13 protein-coding genes and 1 tRNA gene are annotated in these 15,907 nt (G+C 43.9%); 1 reads left to right on the top strand and 13 read right to left on the bottom strand.

Going from position 1 to position 15,907, the window contains the following annotated elements:
• Window positions 1-24: 24 nt before the first annotated feature.
• From GC093_RS17560 to map, 4 genes are all read right to left on the bottom strand, one after another.
• Entirely contained in the window at window positions 25-1,059 is a 1,035-nt protein-coding gene (locus GC093_RS17560) for a Gfo/Idh/MocA family protein (protein WP_171653201.1), read from the bottom strand.
• 54 nt (window positions 1,060-1,113) lie between these two features.
• The gene (locus GC093_RS17555) at window positions 1,114-2,442 is read right to left on the bottom strand and encodes an extracellular solute-binding protein (RefSeq protein WP_171653200.1); all 1,329 of its coding nucleotides are present in this window, start codon (window positions 2,440-2,442) and stop codon (window positions 1,114-1,116) included.
• Window positions 2,443-3,087: 645 nt separating this feature from the next.
• Window positions 3,088-4,812, bottom strand: a complete 1,725-nt coding sequence (locus tag GC093_RS17550; protein ID WP_171653199.1) for a methyl-accepting chemotaxis protein — start codon at window positions 4,810-4,812, stop codon at window positions 3,088-3,090.
• Window positions 4,813-5,146: 334 nt separating this feature from the next.
• Complete coding sequence (map, locus tag GC093_RS17545) at window positions 5,147-5,893, bottom strand: type I methionyl aminopeptidase (protein ID WP_171653198.1); 747 nt, start codon at window positions 5,891-5,893, stop codon at window positions 5,147-5,149.
• Between the two features lie 155 nt (window positions 5,894-6,048).
• Between map and helD the strand changes: the two genes are divergently transcribed.
• Window positions 6,049-8,451, top strand: coding sequence for an RNA polymerase recycling motor HelD (helD, locus tag GC093_RS17540; RefSeq protein WP_171653197.1), 2,403 nt, complete (start codon window positions 6,049-6,051; stop codon window positions 8,449-8,451).
• A gap of 380 nt (window positions 8,452-8,831) precedes the next feature.
• Here the strand turns inward: helD and GC093_RS17535 are convergent, their stop codons facing one another.
• The 9 genes from GC093_RS17535 to guaB form a co-directional block, all read right to left on the bottom strand.
• On the bottom strand, window positions 8,832-8,975 hold the full coding sequence (locus tag GC093_RS17535; RefSeq protein WP_171653196.1) for a small acid-soluble spore protein P: 144 nt from the start codon (window positions 8,973-8,975) through the stop codon (window positions 8,832-8,834).
• A gap of 23 nt (window positions 8,976-8,998) precedes the next feature.
• The gene (locus GC093_RS17530; RefSeq protein WP_171653195.1) at window positions 8,999-9,181 is read right to left on the bottom strand and encodes a hypothetical protein; all 183 of its coding nucleotides are present in this window, start codon (window positions 9,179-9,181) and stop codon (window positions 8,999-9,001) included.
• 11 nt (window positions 9,182-9,192) lie between these two features.
• Entirely contained in the window at window positions 9,193-9,540 is a 348-nt protein-coding gene (locus tag GC093_RS17525; RefSeq protein ID WP_171653194.1) for a hypothetical protein, read from the bottom strand.
• Window positions 9,541-9,761: 221 nt separating this feature from the next.
• Window positions 9,762-9,851 (bottom strand) — tRNA-Ser (locus GC093_RS17520).
• A 47-nt stretch (window positions 9,852-9,898) separates the two neighbouring features.
• A complete protein-coding gene (gene serS, locus GC093_RS17515; RefSeq protein ID WP_171653193.1) occupies window positions 9,899-11,179 on the bottom strand; it encodes a serine--tRNA ligase in 1,281 nt (426 codons plus the stop codon).
• Window positions 11,180-11,190: 11 nt separating this feature from the next.
• The gene (gene pdxT / locus GC093_RS17510; RefSeq protein ID WP_171653192.1) at window positions 11,191-11,763 is read right to left on the bottom strand and encodes a pyridoxal 5'-phosphate synthase glutaminase subunit PdxT; all 573 of its coding nucleotides are present in this window, start codon (window positions 11,761-11,763) and stop codon (window positions 11,191-11,193) included.
• Between the two features lie 26 nt (window positions 11,764-11,789).
• Window positions 11,790-12,671 (bottom strand): pyridoxal 5'-phosphate synthase lyase subunit PdxS, encoded by an 882-nt coding sequence (gene pdxS, locus GC093_RS17505; RefSeq protein WP_171653191.1) that lies wholly within the window; start codon window positions 12,669-12,671, stop codon window positions 11,790-11,792.
• A 106-nt stretch (window positions 12,672-12,777) separates the two neighbouring features.
• Entirely contained in the window at window positions 12,778-14,061 is a 1,284-nt protein-coding gene (locus GC093_RS17500) for a D-alanyl-D-alanine carboxypeptidase family protein (RefSeq protein ID WP_246314706.1), read from the bottom strand.
• A gap of 139 nt (window positions 14,062-14,200) precedes the next feature.
• Window positions 14,201-15,658, bottom strand: a complete 1,458-nt coding sequence (gene guaB, locus GC093_RS17495; protein ID WP_171653190.1) for an IMP dehydrogenase — start codon at window positions 15,656-15,658, stop codon at window positions 14,201-14,203.
• Window positions 15,659-15,907 lie beyond the last annotated feature (249 nt).

The following is a 15,907-nucleotide window of genomic DNA, read 5'->3' as shown; positions in this document are numbered from 1 at the left end:
GGATTACCCTCCAAGTTGGTCGTATTACAACATGATCTCTTTGCCGGAACGTGACGATTCATAAATCGCCAGGATTAAATCAACTGATTTTCTTGCTTCTTCTCCATTGATATGCGGTTCTTTATCCTCACGAATGGCACGAATCATATCATCAATATAAAAGCAGTGCCCCTCGATTGAAATTTGCTGCGGATTGCTGCTGGAGCCAAGTCCAAGCGTGTCATGAATTACTGGGGCTTCTTCCTCATGATCCATGAAACTCCACTGTTTAATGCCATTATCACCAAACTCAATTGTTCCTTTATCTCCATGCAGCTCGAAGCGCGTTTCCTGGCCTGGATAAATGGAAGTGCTCCCCTGAATAACGCCAAATGCCCCATTCTTGAATTTTATGGCGACTACTGCGGTATCTTCAACTTCAATGCTGCGGACAAGTGGGGCGGTATAAGCAAATACGGATGAGACGTCTCCCATTAAAAATTGAATTAAATCCACTCCATGCACACCTTGATTCATTAAGGCTCCCCCGCCATCGAGATTCCAAGTGCCTCGCCATCCTCCGCTTCCATAGTACTCAGGGCTGCGGTAATATTTTAAATACGCATTTCCCATAACAAGCTTTCCGAGCTTGCCATCTTGAATTGCTTGGCGAGCATGCAGCGCCGCTGGCATGAGCCGTCTTTGAAATACGCAGCCCAGCTTAACCCGCTGCTTTCGGCATTCCTCAATCATCGCGGTCATTTTATCGGCGTTAATCTCCAATGGCTTCTCACATAACACGTGCTTCCCGGCTTGTGCCGCCGCTATGCTTACTTCGCTGTGCATACCGCTTGGCGTGCATATGCATACGACATCGATTTCCGGAAGCTTAAGGAGCGTCTCATAGTCATCGAATATGTGACGAACATTAAACTCATCACCCAACGTACGTGCCTTTTCAATACTTGGGTCGGCGATGGCAATCAATTCCGCATCCGCATGCTTCTGAAGAATAGATTCCGCATGAAACCTTGCTATAACACCAGCCCCAACAATAGCAAATCTCAGTTTGCTTGGCATGTTTCACCCCTTAGATAGGCGAGCCTAATCTTCAATTAGACTCGCTTTTACTGGCTATTCCGCTAATACTCCGGCTTTTTTCAGAATATCGTTCGTTTCTTTTGCTGCTTCATCCAGAAAGGCCTTCATCTTTTCAGGATTGTCAACAAAAGATGCGTCAGTGAAGCCCTTTGTAGCTAAACGGTCGGCAAACTTGGTTAGGATTTCATCGAATTCAGCAACCGGTGGGTATGCCTGTAAATCTTGCTTAGTGAAGAATGCCTTATACTGCGGGTAATCTTTATATAGATTGCTCAGATCCAAGTCATCACGTGCAGGCAACCACCCAGTCATTGCAATCATTTGTGCATGATTCTCCGGCTTTGTTATGAAGCGGATGAAATTCCATGCTGCTTCAGCCTTTTCTTTTTGCGCGCTAGATACATAGAAATTGACTATACTTACAACATTAGCCTTCAGTGGTGCCGCATCATAGTTTAAATCAGGAGCCTTTTTCTTAGTATCGATGATGACGTTTGATTCCCGGACATAAAATGCTGCAAGCTTAGTTTGAAACGCCTCAGTATCATGCTTAACCTTGGGATCATCCGTTTTGTACTTATGCACCATATCTACATACATTTTTAATGTTTGAAGCCCCGCGTCCGTGTTGTAATCCGCTTTATATTTTCCGGGAGAAGCTTCTTTGATAATGCTGCCGCCCCTTTGTGCAAGCAGATTCCAGAATTTTTCTCCGACCCCGCTGCCACCTCCACTTAACCGAAGACTCATTCCCGCACGCTCCAGATTACCGGAGGCATCCCTTTTGGCCAATTTCTGTGCATACTCCAGCAGTTGATCTGCAGTTGGAGGCGCGGTAAGCCCGGCTTCTTTCAGCATGTCTTTGTTATAGTAAATAGCTCCCGCCCCCATCAGAGCAGGTACGCCATAGGTCTTATCCTTCACTTTCGTGTTATCGACAACCAATTTTTGATGAATACCGGAATTCACTTGTTTGACTAAATCCTCAGGAGTTGCTTGCAGCATATTGCCTTGAATATAGCGAAGTGCCAGATTCGGATTTAAGGGAAGGATATCTGCTCCACTTTTTGAAGGAAGTGCTGCTGCAACCTTCTTCTCGTAGTCGCGAAGCGGGAATGAAGAAATCGATACCGTTACATTCGGATTAGTTTTCTTGAACTCATCGGCCATTTTTTGGAACCATGGATCCAGCTCCGGCCAGCCGCCCCAGATGGAAATTTCCACAGGCTTAGTCGATTTTTCCCCTGCTGGTGCCTTCGCGCCCTCTGTCGATTTTCCGCTTTCACTAGAACAGCCTGTCAAAACCATGGATAGCGAAAGAGCGCTTGTCAGTGCGGTTGTCAATAAACGGTTTGATTTCATTAGTTGATTCCCCCTGAAAATGAATTTGGTAGAAAATTTCCATAAGCATTCACTTGGTTGACTTCCGTAATCATGAAAATTCTGCAACCACCTCCTTAAATAATAATTTGAACCGGTTCAAATTTAATTCAAAAAAATATTTTTACATCCTCTCAATACATATGTTATATAACATAACACAAATCATCAAAGTGCTGTATTTATGTAGTGACAATTTTTTAACCAATAGTACTGAGTTTCTTATAAAACTACTACATTCAAGTGAAATTCATCTTTTCATAAGAAAAAATGGTTGTATGGGATTTGAACCGGTTCAATTTTTAATCAAAATTAATTAACTTTAGTATAATTTCACGCAACATTAATGTCAATTAAATTATCATAACAATAACATATAAGTGTCATTTGGGGTTTTTGTAGAAAAAATTCTACAATAGTCTAAATGCACAATAATAGATATTAGAACCTTTTCAATGGTTTGAACCGTTTCAAAAATAATTATAAAGCGCTTACATAATTAATTCAACCCTCTTTTCTGATTTTATCTAAATTTAATAATTTCATTTCTAAAAAAACAGGCAAACATTACAGTCTTATTGAACTGTATGCATGCCTGTTGGCTATCTTGTTACCCTCTTTTCTTTTCTACGAAACCTTGAACTGCGATAGAAGACGATGCAACTCTTCTGTCATCTCAGAGAGGGATTTTACGGAGGATTGGACCTCACCCGTCGTTTTCAGCTGGTTGCTTGCGGTCAATGCTACATTCTGAGATGCCGAAGATGATTTATGAGCAATCGCCGTAACATGTTGAACAGCTGCTGTAATTTGCTGCGCGCCAGCGGACATTTCTTCCGAAGTAGCAGCCATTTCCTGAATCTGAGAAGCAATTTCGGTTGTCGACTGTATGATATTGTCGAAGTTAAGCTCTGTCTCACGAACCATTTCAATTCCCGTTTGAACTTCTTCCTTAACCCTGCTCATGGATTCGCCGGATTGGTGAATACTCGCTTGAATTTCATTCAGCAGCTGAGCTATTTCTCCTGATGAGCTGCTGGATTGCTCCGCTAGCTTGCGTACTTCTGCTGCAACTACAGCGAATCCCGCTCCATGCTCATGGGCTCTTGCGGCCTCTATCGCTGCATTCAAGGCGAGCAGATTGGTTTGCTGGGCGATATCTTGAATGGCTTGCAGGATACTGCCTATCTGCTGCGATTTATGGTCGAGCAGCTTGATAACAAGATCCGTTTGGTGAACGGATTCACTTATGGAGCTCATCTGCTGCACGGTAATCTGAATAGAGTTGCCGCCATTCTCAGCTTGCTGCCTGGATGACTCCACCGTTTCAGAAATAGACGCGGCATTCTCAGCAAGTCTTCCAATTCCTGCGCCAACTTCCTCCATAGAACGTGATGTCTCTTCCATACTTACAGTTTGTCTATTTGCACCGTCAGCCACATCTTTAACCGTTTCCGCAATTTGGCGTGAGGAGACCTGCATTTCATCCGAACTAGTATTAAGCTGGTCCGCCGAAGCGGCCACTAGCTGAGCATGCTCGTTAATTTTTAGAATCATTTGACGCATATGGTCGGTCATTTGTCCGAAAGCCTCATTGAGCTCTCCAATCTCATCCTGACGAGATAGAATGGAATTGGTAACGGATAAATCCCCTGAAGACACACGCTTTGCAATACCACTCATCTCTTGTATCGGTTTAGATACGTGCTTTGCAATTAAGTACGATACGGCAAGGCCAGCCGCTATAGCAAGTAAGCTTAAACCTATAACCCAAGCAACGCCAGACTCATACGAGGCAGTGAGCTCAGCTGCCCACCCATTGGCATATCCCTGGTTATTTTCACTAAGTATACCGATAATTGCGCTGCAGCTGCTTAAAAAGGTATTTCCCTGGCGAATAAGATCCATCCCTTCAGGTCCGCGTTTTTCTACACCCTTCAAGATCGTTGGAAACTTCTCAGCATATGCTGCCCAGTTTTGTTTAAAGAACTTGATCAAGGAAGCATCCTTTTCAGTTATGGCGATTCCATCAAGCTTATTTACTTTTCCTTCAATATCTCTGAAAAGGCGGTTTGCTTTATCCGTCTGGGTTTCGGCCTCCATACCCAACCCTTCCTGTGCACCTTGATCCTCAAGCTTCAATAGAATGCGAAGCATCAGATCGTCAAGCTCAATAAGATTATGATTTAAATTTCCAAGCAGCATAACATTCGTTAAACCCATTTCAGTCGTTTGCTTTGATTTTTTCCCCATAGTACCCATGTTCGTTATCGCCGTAATACTTATGGTAGACAACAGCAGTAAAACAACAACAAAGCTAAATAAAAGTTTTTTGAACAGTGTCAGTTTCATCTTCACAGCCTCCGAATATCTATATCTTTATATGTATTTTTTGGTGTTAATTTTTACTGTGAATATTTCCCGCAAAGTCAAATTAACCCCTTGATAATTTCGGTGCCAAGTTTGCATTTATGTATAGGTATATGGACCCAATAAAAAAAGATACTAAGTAAATATCACCCTACTCGACCTTTGAGCTGCGCCAAATATTTCATTTATTACAAATAAAAAGAGCCCTATTCTAAGAGCTCCCCTCCATCTCTTTGCTAACAAATGTACGTAACGGAAACCAACCTCGCTCATATTTCGCCGCTTAGTCTTCCATTTAAGCTTTCTGCAATACGCTTCACACCGAGGTCAAAATTTGAGGGCCGTCCTTTGTTATGGCCACGGTATGCTCAAATTGAGCAGACAAGCTTCCGTCCCAGGTCCGCGCTGTCCAGCCGTCTGAATCAATGAACATCTCATAGTCCCCCGCATTAATCATCGGTTCTATTGTAATGACCATGCCCTCTCTCAGCTTGAAGCCCTTCCCCGGCTTTCCGATGTGCTCGAAGGTAGGAGCCTCATGCATAGATTGACCAATTCCATGTCCAACCAAATCTCGAACAACCGAGTATCCCGCATCCTCCGCATGCTTCTGAACTACATGCATCACATCACCAATTCGTTGGCCGACAACTGCTTGCGCAATACCAAGCTCCAAGCATTCCTTTGTCACTTTGACCAACATCTTTGCCTCAGGGGAAACCGTTCCAATCATATAAGTCCAAGCAGAATCCGCCATCCATCCGTTATAGCTGCACACGATATCTATTTTGGCGATGTCGCCATTCTCCAGCGGTGTATCGTTCGGGAAGCCATGAGCGATCACATCGTTAACCGATGCGCAGGTCGCAAATGGAAATCCCTTATACCCTTTAGTTACCTGCTGAGCGCCGTGCCGTGTAATAAACTGCTCTGCAAAGTCATTGATCTCTAAAGTTGTAACGCCCGGTCCGATTCGTTTGCCTATTTCCTGATGGCATAGAGCGAGAATTCTTCCTGCTTCCCGCATCTTTGCGATTTCTTGCGCTGACTTTAAAATTATCATGGCTGAGCCTCCTAATGTAAATACTATCTGTGCTGCCTATCTATACTAGCTTACGCAATTGCATGAAAAAGTGACTATATGTTACATTAGCTTCAGACTGTACGCATACATTTTCCACAACTGTACACTCTGTGTTGAAGGAGGCTGATATAGGCATGACAATGCATGACCCCGCATGGAACGAAGAAGAGCAGCGGCTCCGCCGCGTAGCTCTATTGATCAAAACCCGTGTCAATGAAGTCGGGCAGCTCGCTGAACAACGATTAGAAACCGCTATCGATACCAACCGTGATTTTTGGGCCGATATTACCGTTAATATGAATAATCCGGATGAAATCATGGAGACCTATACAAGCATTAACCAGCAATCTATGGTTATGGTCAACCAAGAGAGAGATCTGCTTCATGCCGAGGATACGTTAAAACAACTGCTTCGTTTACATGATACTCCCTATTTTGGCCGAATAGACTTTACAGAAAGCGGCTACCCGGATACGGAGAGCATTTACATAGGAACCTCATCATTCTTTGACGATGCTACGCAACAGTATTGGATTTATGACTGGCGTGCGCCCATTTCCAACTTATTTTATGATTATCCGCCAGGACCCGCTTCTTATAAAACGCCCACCGGACAAATCGACGGAACTGTTGAGCTGAAACGGCAGTACGTCATTCGTCAAGGCGAGATGAAGGCCATGTTTGATACAGGCATCACTATTGGCGATGAGATCCTGCAAACGATGCTTGGACAAAGCGCCGATGATCGGATGAAAAGCATAGTCGCCACCATTCAAAAAGAGCAAAACCAGATCATTAGGGATGACCGGCATCAGGTTCTAATCGTTCAAGGTGCAGCCGGGAGCGGTAAAACCTCAGTTGCCCTGCAGCGAGTTGCCTACCTTATGTACAAGCACCGAAATACGCTCAATGCTGATAATATGGTGCTTTTCTCTCCAAATGATTTATTTAACAGCTATATTTCTACGGTACTCCCCGAACTAGGGGAAACCAATATGCAGCAAACGACCTACCAACAGTATCTACAATTCCGTTTAGGCAGCCGCTATAATGTCGAAGATCAATATACTCAGATGGAGTATAGGCTAACAGCCGGAAACGATCCTTCTTATTTCATTCGTCAAAGCAGTATCCGGTTCAAGTCCTCACATGCTTTTATTCGCATTATGGACGGCTATGCGCATCATTTGGAGCAAGCGAATATGATCTTCAAGGATCTTAGGTTTCGCGGTAAAGTATTGATTTCCCAACAGCAATTGAGCGACTTTTTTTACCATATAGATCCGTCCATTAAGCTGAGCAACCGGGTACAACTAATGAAAGACTGGCTGCTTAAGGAGCTCAAAACTTTGGCCAAAGCCGAACGAACCGAACCGTGGGTGAAAGAAGCCATGGAGCTGCTCGACAAAGACGAGTATCAAAAGGCTTTCAGCACAATGGAGGAGCGTAACACAGATCAAGAACAGCTGTTCTATGATGCAAAACAGGAAGCATTTCTGTTAAGCAGATATGTCGTTAACCAGAACTTCCAACCGCTCCGCCATAAAATAAAAAAGCTGAAATTCATTAATATTCACGCACTCTACAAACAGCTGTTCCAAGAGCACAGCCGCTGCCTTCTGGAGTCCATAGAAGCCACTGCACTACCTGAAGATTGGGATGCTATATGCCTTCAAACCCTTACGCAACTCGACAACCAACAGCTCGCTTTTGAGGATGCCACTCCCTTACTCTATTTGAATGAACTAATAGAAGGGTTTCAATCGTACAACACAGTTCGTCACGTCATCATTGATGAGGCGCAGGACTACTCGGCCTTTCAATTCACCTTTATGAAAAGGTTATTCCCCCGCAGCAAAATGACTTTGTTGGGTGATATGAATCAAGCCATCTATACAAGCACAGACAGCAGCGGACCCGTTGAACAAAATAATCAAGGTACAACAGGCAATCAACACGGATACAACCATGTTATCGAACTGTTCGGCGCTGGACAAACGAATATCATTCGCCTGATACGCAGCTACAGATCTACCCGTGAAATCGTGGAGTTCACTAAAGCTATGCTGCCGAACGGTGAAGCTATTGAACCTTTCAATCGCAATGGTGAAAAACCGTTAGTCCACAGAGCCGATGATCTAAATAGCCTCACAGCAAGCGTGATTGCCGATTTGAATGCCTTACAAGCAGAAGGAATACAATCCATTGCTATTCTTACCAAAACAGCGGAGGAGAGCTTTCTAGCTTATGAGCGGCTGTATCCTTCGATCCCTGTATCACTAATTACCAAGAACGATCATTCTTTTGAAAAAGGTATTCTGATTATGCCTGCTTATTTGGCCAAGGGTCTAGAATTTGACGCCGTACTCTTATGGGATGCTTCACATAATCAATATGATCAAGAGAGCGAACGCAAGCTGTTCTATACAGCTTGTACCCGAGCCATGCACCGACTGCATATCTTCTATACAGGCGAACTGACCCGTTTTATTTCATCTCTTGATACTCATACTTATAAACATTTGAAGTCATATTAAATAAAAGATGAGCCGATTCGTCGGTTCTCTTTTTTTATACTTCATGGTAGAATGAGGAAACTATGGAAAGGGGTGTCCGAAGGGTTGCTTAAAAATGGTAGGTTCTACATCATATATAATGAACTATCTATCACGATCTGCTCCGAATTGGATGATGTTTGCGAGGAACTAGCTCAAGGCGGAATGCTATACAGCTATGCTGATGATGAAGAACTGGCACACTCCATGATGATGGAATGTTTTCATTTCCTGACCTCGAAAAACTTATAATCTCGAAATCTTCGTAGTAAACGCCTTTTAGGAATCCCTGAAAATTACATTCATTTCAACGAACAAAGAACCCTCGAAAGGGCTCTTTCTGTTGTTCATACTTCGCTTGTCTATCCTTCACCGTTATTGTGGCGGGAATGATTCTGTTGCTTGACCTTCTTAGACCCCGAAAGCGGTTCTGTAACCTGGTTATGTTCATCCTGATTCTGTTTACCGCTTGGTTGATTCACAGGTTGAGGAATATCTTTTGGCATAATCGAGTGCTCCTTTCTGTCTATTAATCTTTATCTGTTAGAACAGAGCCACCTATCGGCTTATCGTGATTTAGCGCGTCCTGATGTCGGTGGTCATTCGTTTGCTGCTGGACTTGCTGAGCCTGATGACTGTTAACTACTTGCTTATCAAAATCCTTAACTACATTTTGTAGGTTTTTATCTACATCACTTTTGTTCTTTGTCATTATGCCCTCCGCTAGTTAGATGTCAGAGCATGCAGCTGCTGCGCACACTCATGAATATGCCGTACATAGTCATCGATTAACGTTTGGATTACTGTTGTTCGCTCATCCGCATTCCGTCCTTCAACCTCTACATCGACAAATTCCACTTTAACCTCTCTAGAATCTACGTACGTGCACTTAAAATCAAAACTGTACCCATTACGCCCTTCTGTAACAATATGCACCCAAAGGGTCTTAGGATCGGCTGCATCCGCCTTAATCTCAGCCTTGTCGGATGCATTAAGCACCGTTGGAATCGTTCTTTGCCACGCTTCAACAAGCTGCTGCTGATCGATTGTCAAGCTATCGGTCTTTGCCATTTTATCAACACCTCCACTTCTATAAGGTGCGGAACCCTAAACGACTTTATACCCAACAAGCAACAGTAAAAAAAGGAACATGGATAAATACCGCTGGAGTCATCCTAATAACGAGAAAAAAAGCCGCACAACCCACGTTTACATGGATTCCACAGCTTTTGGTTTAATTTATGTAGTGTTATACTTTATCATCTCACAAGAGTGACCACTTAAAAAATAAATGGCGGAGAGGGTGGGATTCGAACCCACGGAGACCTTACGACCTCGGCGGTTTTCAAGACCGCTGCCTTAAACCACTCGACCACCTCTCCAGGTGACAAAAAGCATTGTATCATACTTGTACATCAAATATCAAGTTCTATTTTTTAGAGATCTTGGTTGCATGGTTCATGTACGGTTGCAGCACCTCAGGAATCAGAACGCTGCCGTCTTCCTGCTGATAATTTTCCAATATAGCAGCCACCGTACGACCAAGCGCTAATCCGGAGCCATTCAGGGTGTGAACGAATTCTGGCTTCGCCTTGGCATCGCGACGGAAGCGAATGTTTGCGCGGCGCGCTTGGAAATCTTCAAAGTTACTGCATGAAGAAATTTCTCGGTACGTATTGCTGTTAGGCAGCCATACTTCCAAGTCATATGTTTTAGCAGAAGAAAACCCGATATCCCCAGTACACAACGTAAGCACACGGTACGGCAGCTTCAACAGCTGCAATACCTTCTCAGCATCCGCTGTAAGCTTCTCCAGCTCCTCGTACGACTTCTCAGGCGCTGTCAGCTTCACCAGCTCAATCTTATTGAACTGATGCTGGCGAATCAAGCCACGGGTATCTCTGCCTGCAGAACCAGCCTCAGAACGGAAGCAGGCACTGAAAGCAACGAAGTACTTCGGAAGCTCTTCCAGCGTCAAAATATCATCCCGGTAATAATTCGTTACTGGAACCTCTGCTGTAGGTATCAAAAATAAATCGCTATCCGCTATTTTAAACACATCTTCTTCAAACTTCGGAAGCTGTCCTGTACCGGTTAAGCTGTCGCGGTTGACGATATAAGGTGGCAGCATTTCTTCATAACCATGCTTATCGCTGTGCAAATCCATCATAAAGCTAATTAAAGCCCTTTCCAGACGCGCACCCAACCCTTTATAGAAAACAAACCGTGAGCCCGTTACCTTCCCGGCAGCCTCAAAATCAAGAATACCGAGATCATGTCCAATATCAAAATGTGCCTTAGGCTCAAAAGAGAATACAGCGGGTTCGCCTACACGGCGAATTTCAATGTTATCCTCTTCTGAACGGCCAACAGGTACACTATCATTAGGGACATTAGGCAAAGCCATTATAATACCGTTCAGATCGGTTTCCAGAACACGAATTTCGTCGTCCAGCTCCTTGATCCGATCGCCAACGCCTTTCATTTCCTCAATCAGCGCTTCAGCATCTTGCTTCGCTTTTTTCAAAGCGGCAACTTCCTGAGAAACGACGTTCCGGCGGTTTTTCAATTGCTCCACTTCTTGAAGAAGCTCTCTTCGCTTCGTATCAAGGCTAGTGAAGCGACTTATATCTTCCAGCGTTTTGCCACGGTTTTTCATTCCCTGCTCCACGCGTCCTATGTCACTACGCAATAACTTTACATCCAACAAGGAGACCCCTCCTACCTCGTTTCACGTACCATGTCCAGAAAATATGCATGCATCCGTTCATCATCAGTCAGTTCCGGATGGAACGAAGCAGCGAGCAAGTGTCCTTGACGCGCCGCTACTATTTGATCACGGTATGTTGCTAAAACATCGACGCCTGTGCCTACTTCCTCGATCAATGGCGCTCGAATAAATACCGCTCGAACATCGTCAGCAATTCCCTTAATAGCCAAATCTGTTTCAAAGCTTTCCCGCTGACGACCGAACGCATTACGGGCTACCTTGATATCCATCAACCCAAGATGGGCCTCCGGCTGTCCTGCGATATCCTTGGCAATCACAATAAGACCGGCGCAGGTACCGAAGATCGGCTTCCCTTGCTGCGAGAACGACTGCAGCTCCGTTATGAAGTTGTAGGTACGCATCAGCTTCCCGATGGTGGTGCTTTCTCCTCCGGGTATAATGATGCCCTCAACTTCAGCTAGCTGCTCCGTTCTTTTAACAACAACACCTTCGCCGCCTGCCTTATTAATAAGCCCGATATGCTCGGCTACAGCCCCTTGCAAAGCTAAAACCCCTATTTTCATAGCTGCTCCATCCTCTCAGCTGATAATTACCAGCCGCGATCCTGCATGCGCTGTGTAGCATCAAGCTTGGAGATTTCGATACCCTTCATCGGTGCTCCCAAGTTTTTGGAAATCTCCGCAATCAAGGCATAATCTGTGTAGTGCGTTGTCGCTTCTACTATTGCTTTGGCAAATTTCTCAGGGTTTTCCGATTTGAAAATACCGGATCCTACGAATACGCCATCCGAACCCAAATGCATCATCAAAGCAGCATCAGCTGGAGTTGAAACCCCACCAGCAGCAAAGTTAACTACAGGTAATTTACCCGTTTCGTGAACTTGCAGCAGCAGCTCATAAGGAGCTCCCAGGTTTTTGGCTTCTGCCATCAGCTCGTCTCTCGACATAGCTTGTACTCTTTTAATTTGACCCACCATTGTACGCATATGACGCACAGCTTCAACAATGTTACCCGTTCCTGGCTCACCCTTGGTACGGATCATCGATGCGCCTTCGCCGATTCTGCGCAATGCTTCGCCCAGATCTCTTGCTCCGCATACAAAAGGAACCGTGAAATCTTTTTTATAAATATGAAACACTTCATCTGCAGGTGTTAGCACTTCACTCTCATCTATATAATCGACGCCCATAGATTCAAGAATTTTTGCTTCAACAAAATGCCCAATCCGAGCTTTAGCCATAACAGGAACTGTTACAACTTTCATTACCTCTTCCATAACCGTAGGATCAGCCATACGAGCTACCCCGCCTGCTGCACGGATATCAGAAGGTACGCGCTCTAAAGCCATAACAGCGGAAGCTCCTGCTGCTTCTGCAATCTTTGCTTGCTCTGCGTTCATGACGTCCATGATGACGCCACCTTTTTGCATTTCGGCCATACCTTTTTTAACACGCGATGTTCCAGTTTCCATTTTCCTACTCCTCCAAACATATATCAATAAATTTCTTAATCCACAAACTACTAAACAATTATTTTACAGGATTACCTTTAAATACACAACCGCTTTGCAGGGTTTCTTATTTCTTTGTTCCCGAGATCATATCTACAAAAAAGTTGCCAATAGCTCGGAAGAACAACCTGAACCAGCTTCCCTTTTCAACATCGTCTACAGCTATTAAATTAGCCGTTTTTTCTGTACCAGCATATGTCACCTTAACGGTTCCCAGCACATCGCCTTTAGCTATAGGGGCTACAAGCTTACTCTCATCAGCCGGTGAAGCCGTTACTACGAATTGATCTGGTGTGGCACCTTTTTTCGCAACGAATGTAACACCTGTTTGTGTCACTACTGGAACTTGAGTAGCAACGCCCTTCTTAATATTTACTACCTTCAAGGAATCTATTTCTAACTTGGCAGTGAGCACTTGTTTCATTTCAAAATTATTAAAGCCATAATCGAGCACTTTTCTCGTTTCTTCAAAACGCTGAGGCTCTTTCTTCGTCCCCATAACCACACTAATTAAGCGAATTCCATCCCGTTCAGCCGTACCAGTAAAGCAATAGCCTGCATCATCCGTAGATCCTGTCTTTAGGCCATCCAATCCTGGATATGCGTACTTCTTAAAGTTAACATTATCCTTATTTCCTTCTAACATCCAGTTCCAGTTGATCATAGGTGCTTTATCTTTCTCTCGGAACTTCTTGGATGTAATTTTCGTGTATTCAAGAATTTCTTTATGATCTTTGATGATATTATAAGCTATCAGAGCAGCATCTTTTGCGGTAAGAAGAGTTTCCCCTTGAAGCTCCTTAGGAGCATATTTGCCTAGGTCAGCCCTTGATAACCCCGTTGCATTAATAAAATGCGCCTGATCTGACAGTCCTAATTGCTTAGCCTTCTCATTCATCAGCTTGGCAAAGTTTTCTTCCGTATCCCCTATCTTTTCTGCAAGTGCGACTGAAGCATCATTCGCCGAATAGATGGACATTGCTGCAAACAAGTCTTTTACCGAAGCCTGTTCTTTATACGCTAGTAGCCCACCAGAACCGATGACATCCGCAGCGTACTGGCTCGTTGTCACCATGTCATCCCACTTGATTTTGCCACTCTTTACGGCCTCCATAACCAAATATTCTGTCATCATCTTAGCCATACTTGCTGGAGGTAATGCTGTATCCGCATCTTTTTCAAACAAAACTTGCCCGGTACTGGCCTCTATCAAAATGGCAGATTTCACATCCAGCTTTAAATCGGGCGTATCTGCCGCCATAGCACTCTTAGGTTGAATCACGAACGTACATAATTGAATTAGCATTGCGACAGTAATTAGGACAGATATACGCCTTACAGACAGCAACAAAGCTCTCACTCCTCCTAGTAAAATGATATAAACGCGTATTTACTATTGTACCATAGCACTAGAGGCATGTTCAAAAAAAGAAACGGCAGCCCAATCAGGCCCCGTTTCTCTTCTTATTTTATAAAACATTCCCTCTAGCTTACAAAGAATAGTTTGGAGCTTCCTTCGTAATTTGAACATCATGCGGATGGCTCTCACGTAGTCCTGCTCCGGTTATACGGATAAAAGAGGTTTCGTTGATAAGCTCGGGAATAGTACTTGCCCCACAATAGCCCATACCCGAACGCAAACCGCCGATCAATTGATATACGGTATCAGCCAATGGCCCTTTATAAGCAACGCGTCCTTCAATACCTTCTGGAACCAGCTTGCTTTCATTTTCTTGGAAATAGCGGTCTTTACTGCCTTCCTTCATGGCACCAAGAGAACCCATACCGCGGTAAACTTTAAACTTCCTACCTTGGTAAATTTCTGAATCACCTGGGCTTTCATCTGTTCCAGCAAACAAACTTCCGATCATAACTGCACTTGCTCCAGCTGCAATAGCCTTTGTAACGTCCCCAGAGTACTTAATCCCGCCATCTGCGATAATCGGAACATTATATTGCTTGGCAACCGACGCACAGTCGTAGATAGCTGTAATTTGCGGTACACCGATACCCGCAATAATACGAGTTGTGCAGATTGAACCTGGACCAATGCCAACCTTAACCATCGACGCGCCTGCTTCGATTAGATCTCTCGTTCCATCACCAGTAGCAACGTTACCCGCACAGATCGGAAGATCAGGGTACTGTTCACGAAGCTTCTTCACCGTCTTCAGAATATTAATATGATGACCGTGCGCAGAGTCCACAACAATCATATCAATTCCTGCTTCAACCAAAGCAGCTGCACGCTCCATTACATCCTTGGAAACACCCACCGCAGCACCTACTGCTAAACGACCCTGCTTGTCCTTTGCCGAGTTAGGGAACTGAATAGCTTTCTCAATATCCTTAATCGTTATGAGACCCTTCAGCGTGTTATGCTCGTCAACAATAGGAAGCTTTTCAATCTTATGCTTTTGCAAAATGCCTTCTGCTTGCTGTAACGTCGTTCCTACAGGAGCTGTAACTAGATTTTCACGTGTCATGACATCCTTGATCTTGATGGAATAATCATGAACAAAACGAAGATCCCTATTTGTCAGTATACCTACTAGCTTTTTATTCTCATCACAAATCGGTACACCTGAAATACGGTATTTAGCCATCAGCTCTTCTGCATCATATACGTGATGTTCAGCAGTAAGTGAGAATGGATTTGTTATTACACCGCTCTCTGAACGCTTAACGCGATCAACCTCTTCAGCTTGTTGGGCGATAGGCATATTCTTATGAATAATCCCTATACCCCCTTCTCTAGCGATTGAGATAGCCAAAGCCGATTCCGTAACAGTATCCATTGCAGAGCTTAGCAAAGGAATGTTTAATTTAATATTATCCGTCAACTGCGTTGAAATATCGATTTCCTTACCAAAAACCTCCGACTTTCGCGGCACCAATAAAACATCATCGAATGTTAAACCTTCTTTAGCAAACTTATTTTCCCACACGGAACTAAATCCTCCCTCATTTTCATACTTGCCGGTAGATATTATTGCAATAGTATCAAAAGGCCATTTTTAATGTCAAGTATATCTTCTTCTACGCTTGGAAGAGTTGGAAATGGTTGTAAATATCGTCCTGAAAGATCGATTTTAACGACTCCCAACTCTTCCTTATCTTAGTATACCCCTTTATAATTCAAAGCTTCATAAAACAAAAAAGAGTCTTTTTGGATATAAACCAAAAAGACTCTTTTC

Source organism: Paenibacillus foliorum, assembly GCF_013141765.1.
Taxonomy (GTDB): domain Bacteria; phylum Bacillota; class Bacilli; order Paenibacillales; family NBRC-103111; genus Paenibacillus_S; species Paenibacillus_S foliorum.
This window is presented reverse-complemented; position numbering and strand designations above follow the sequence as displayed.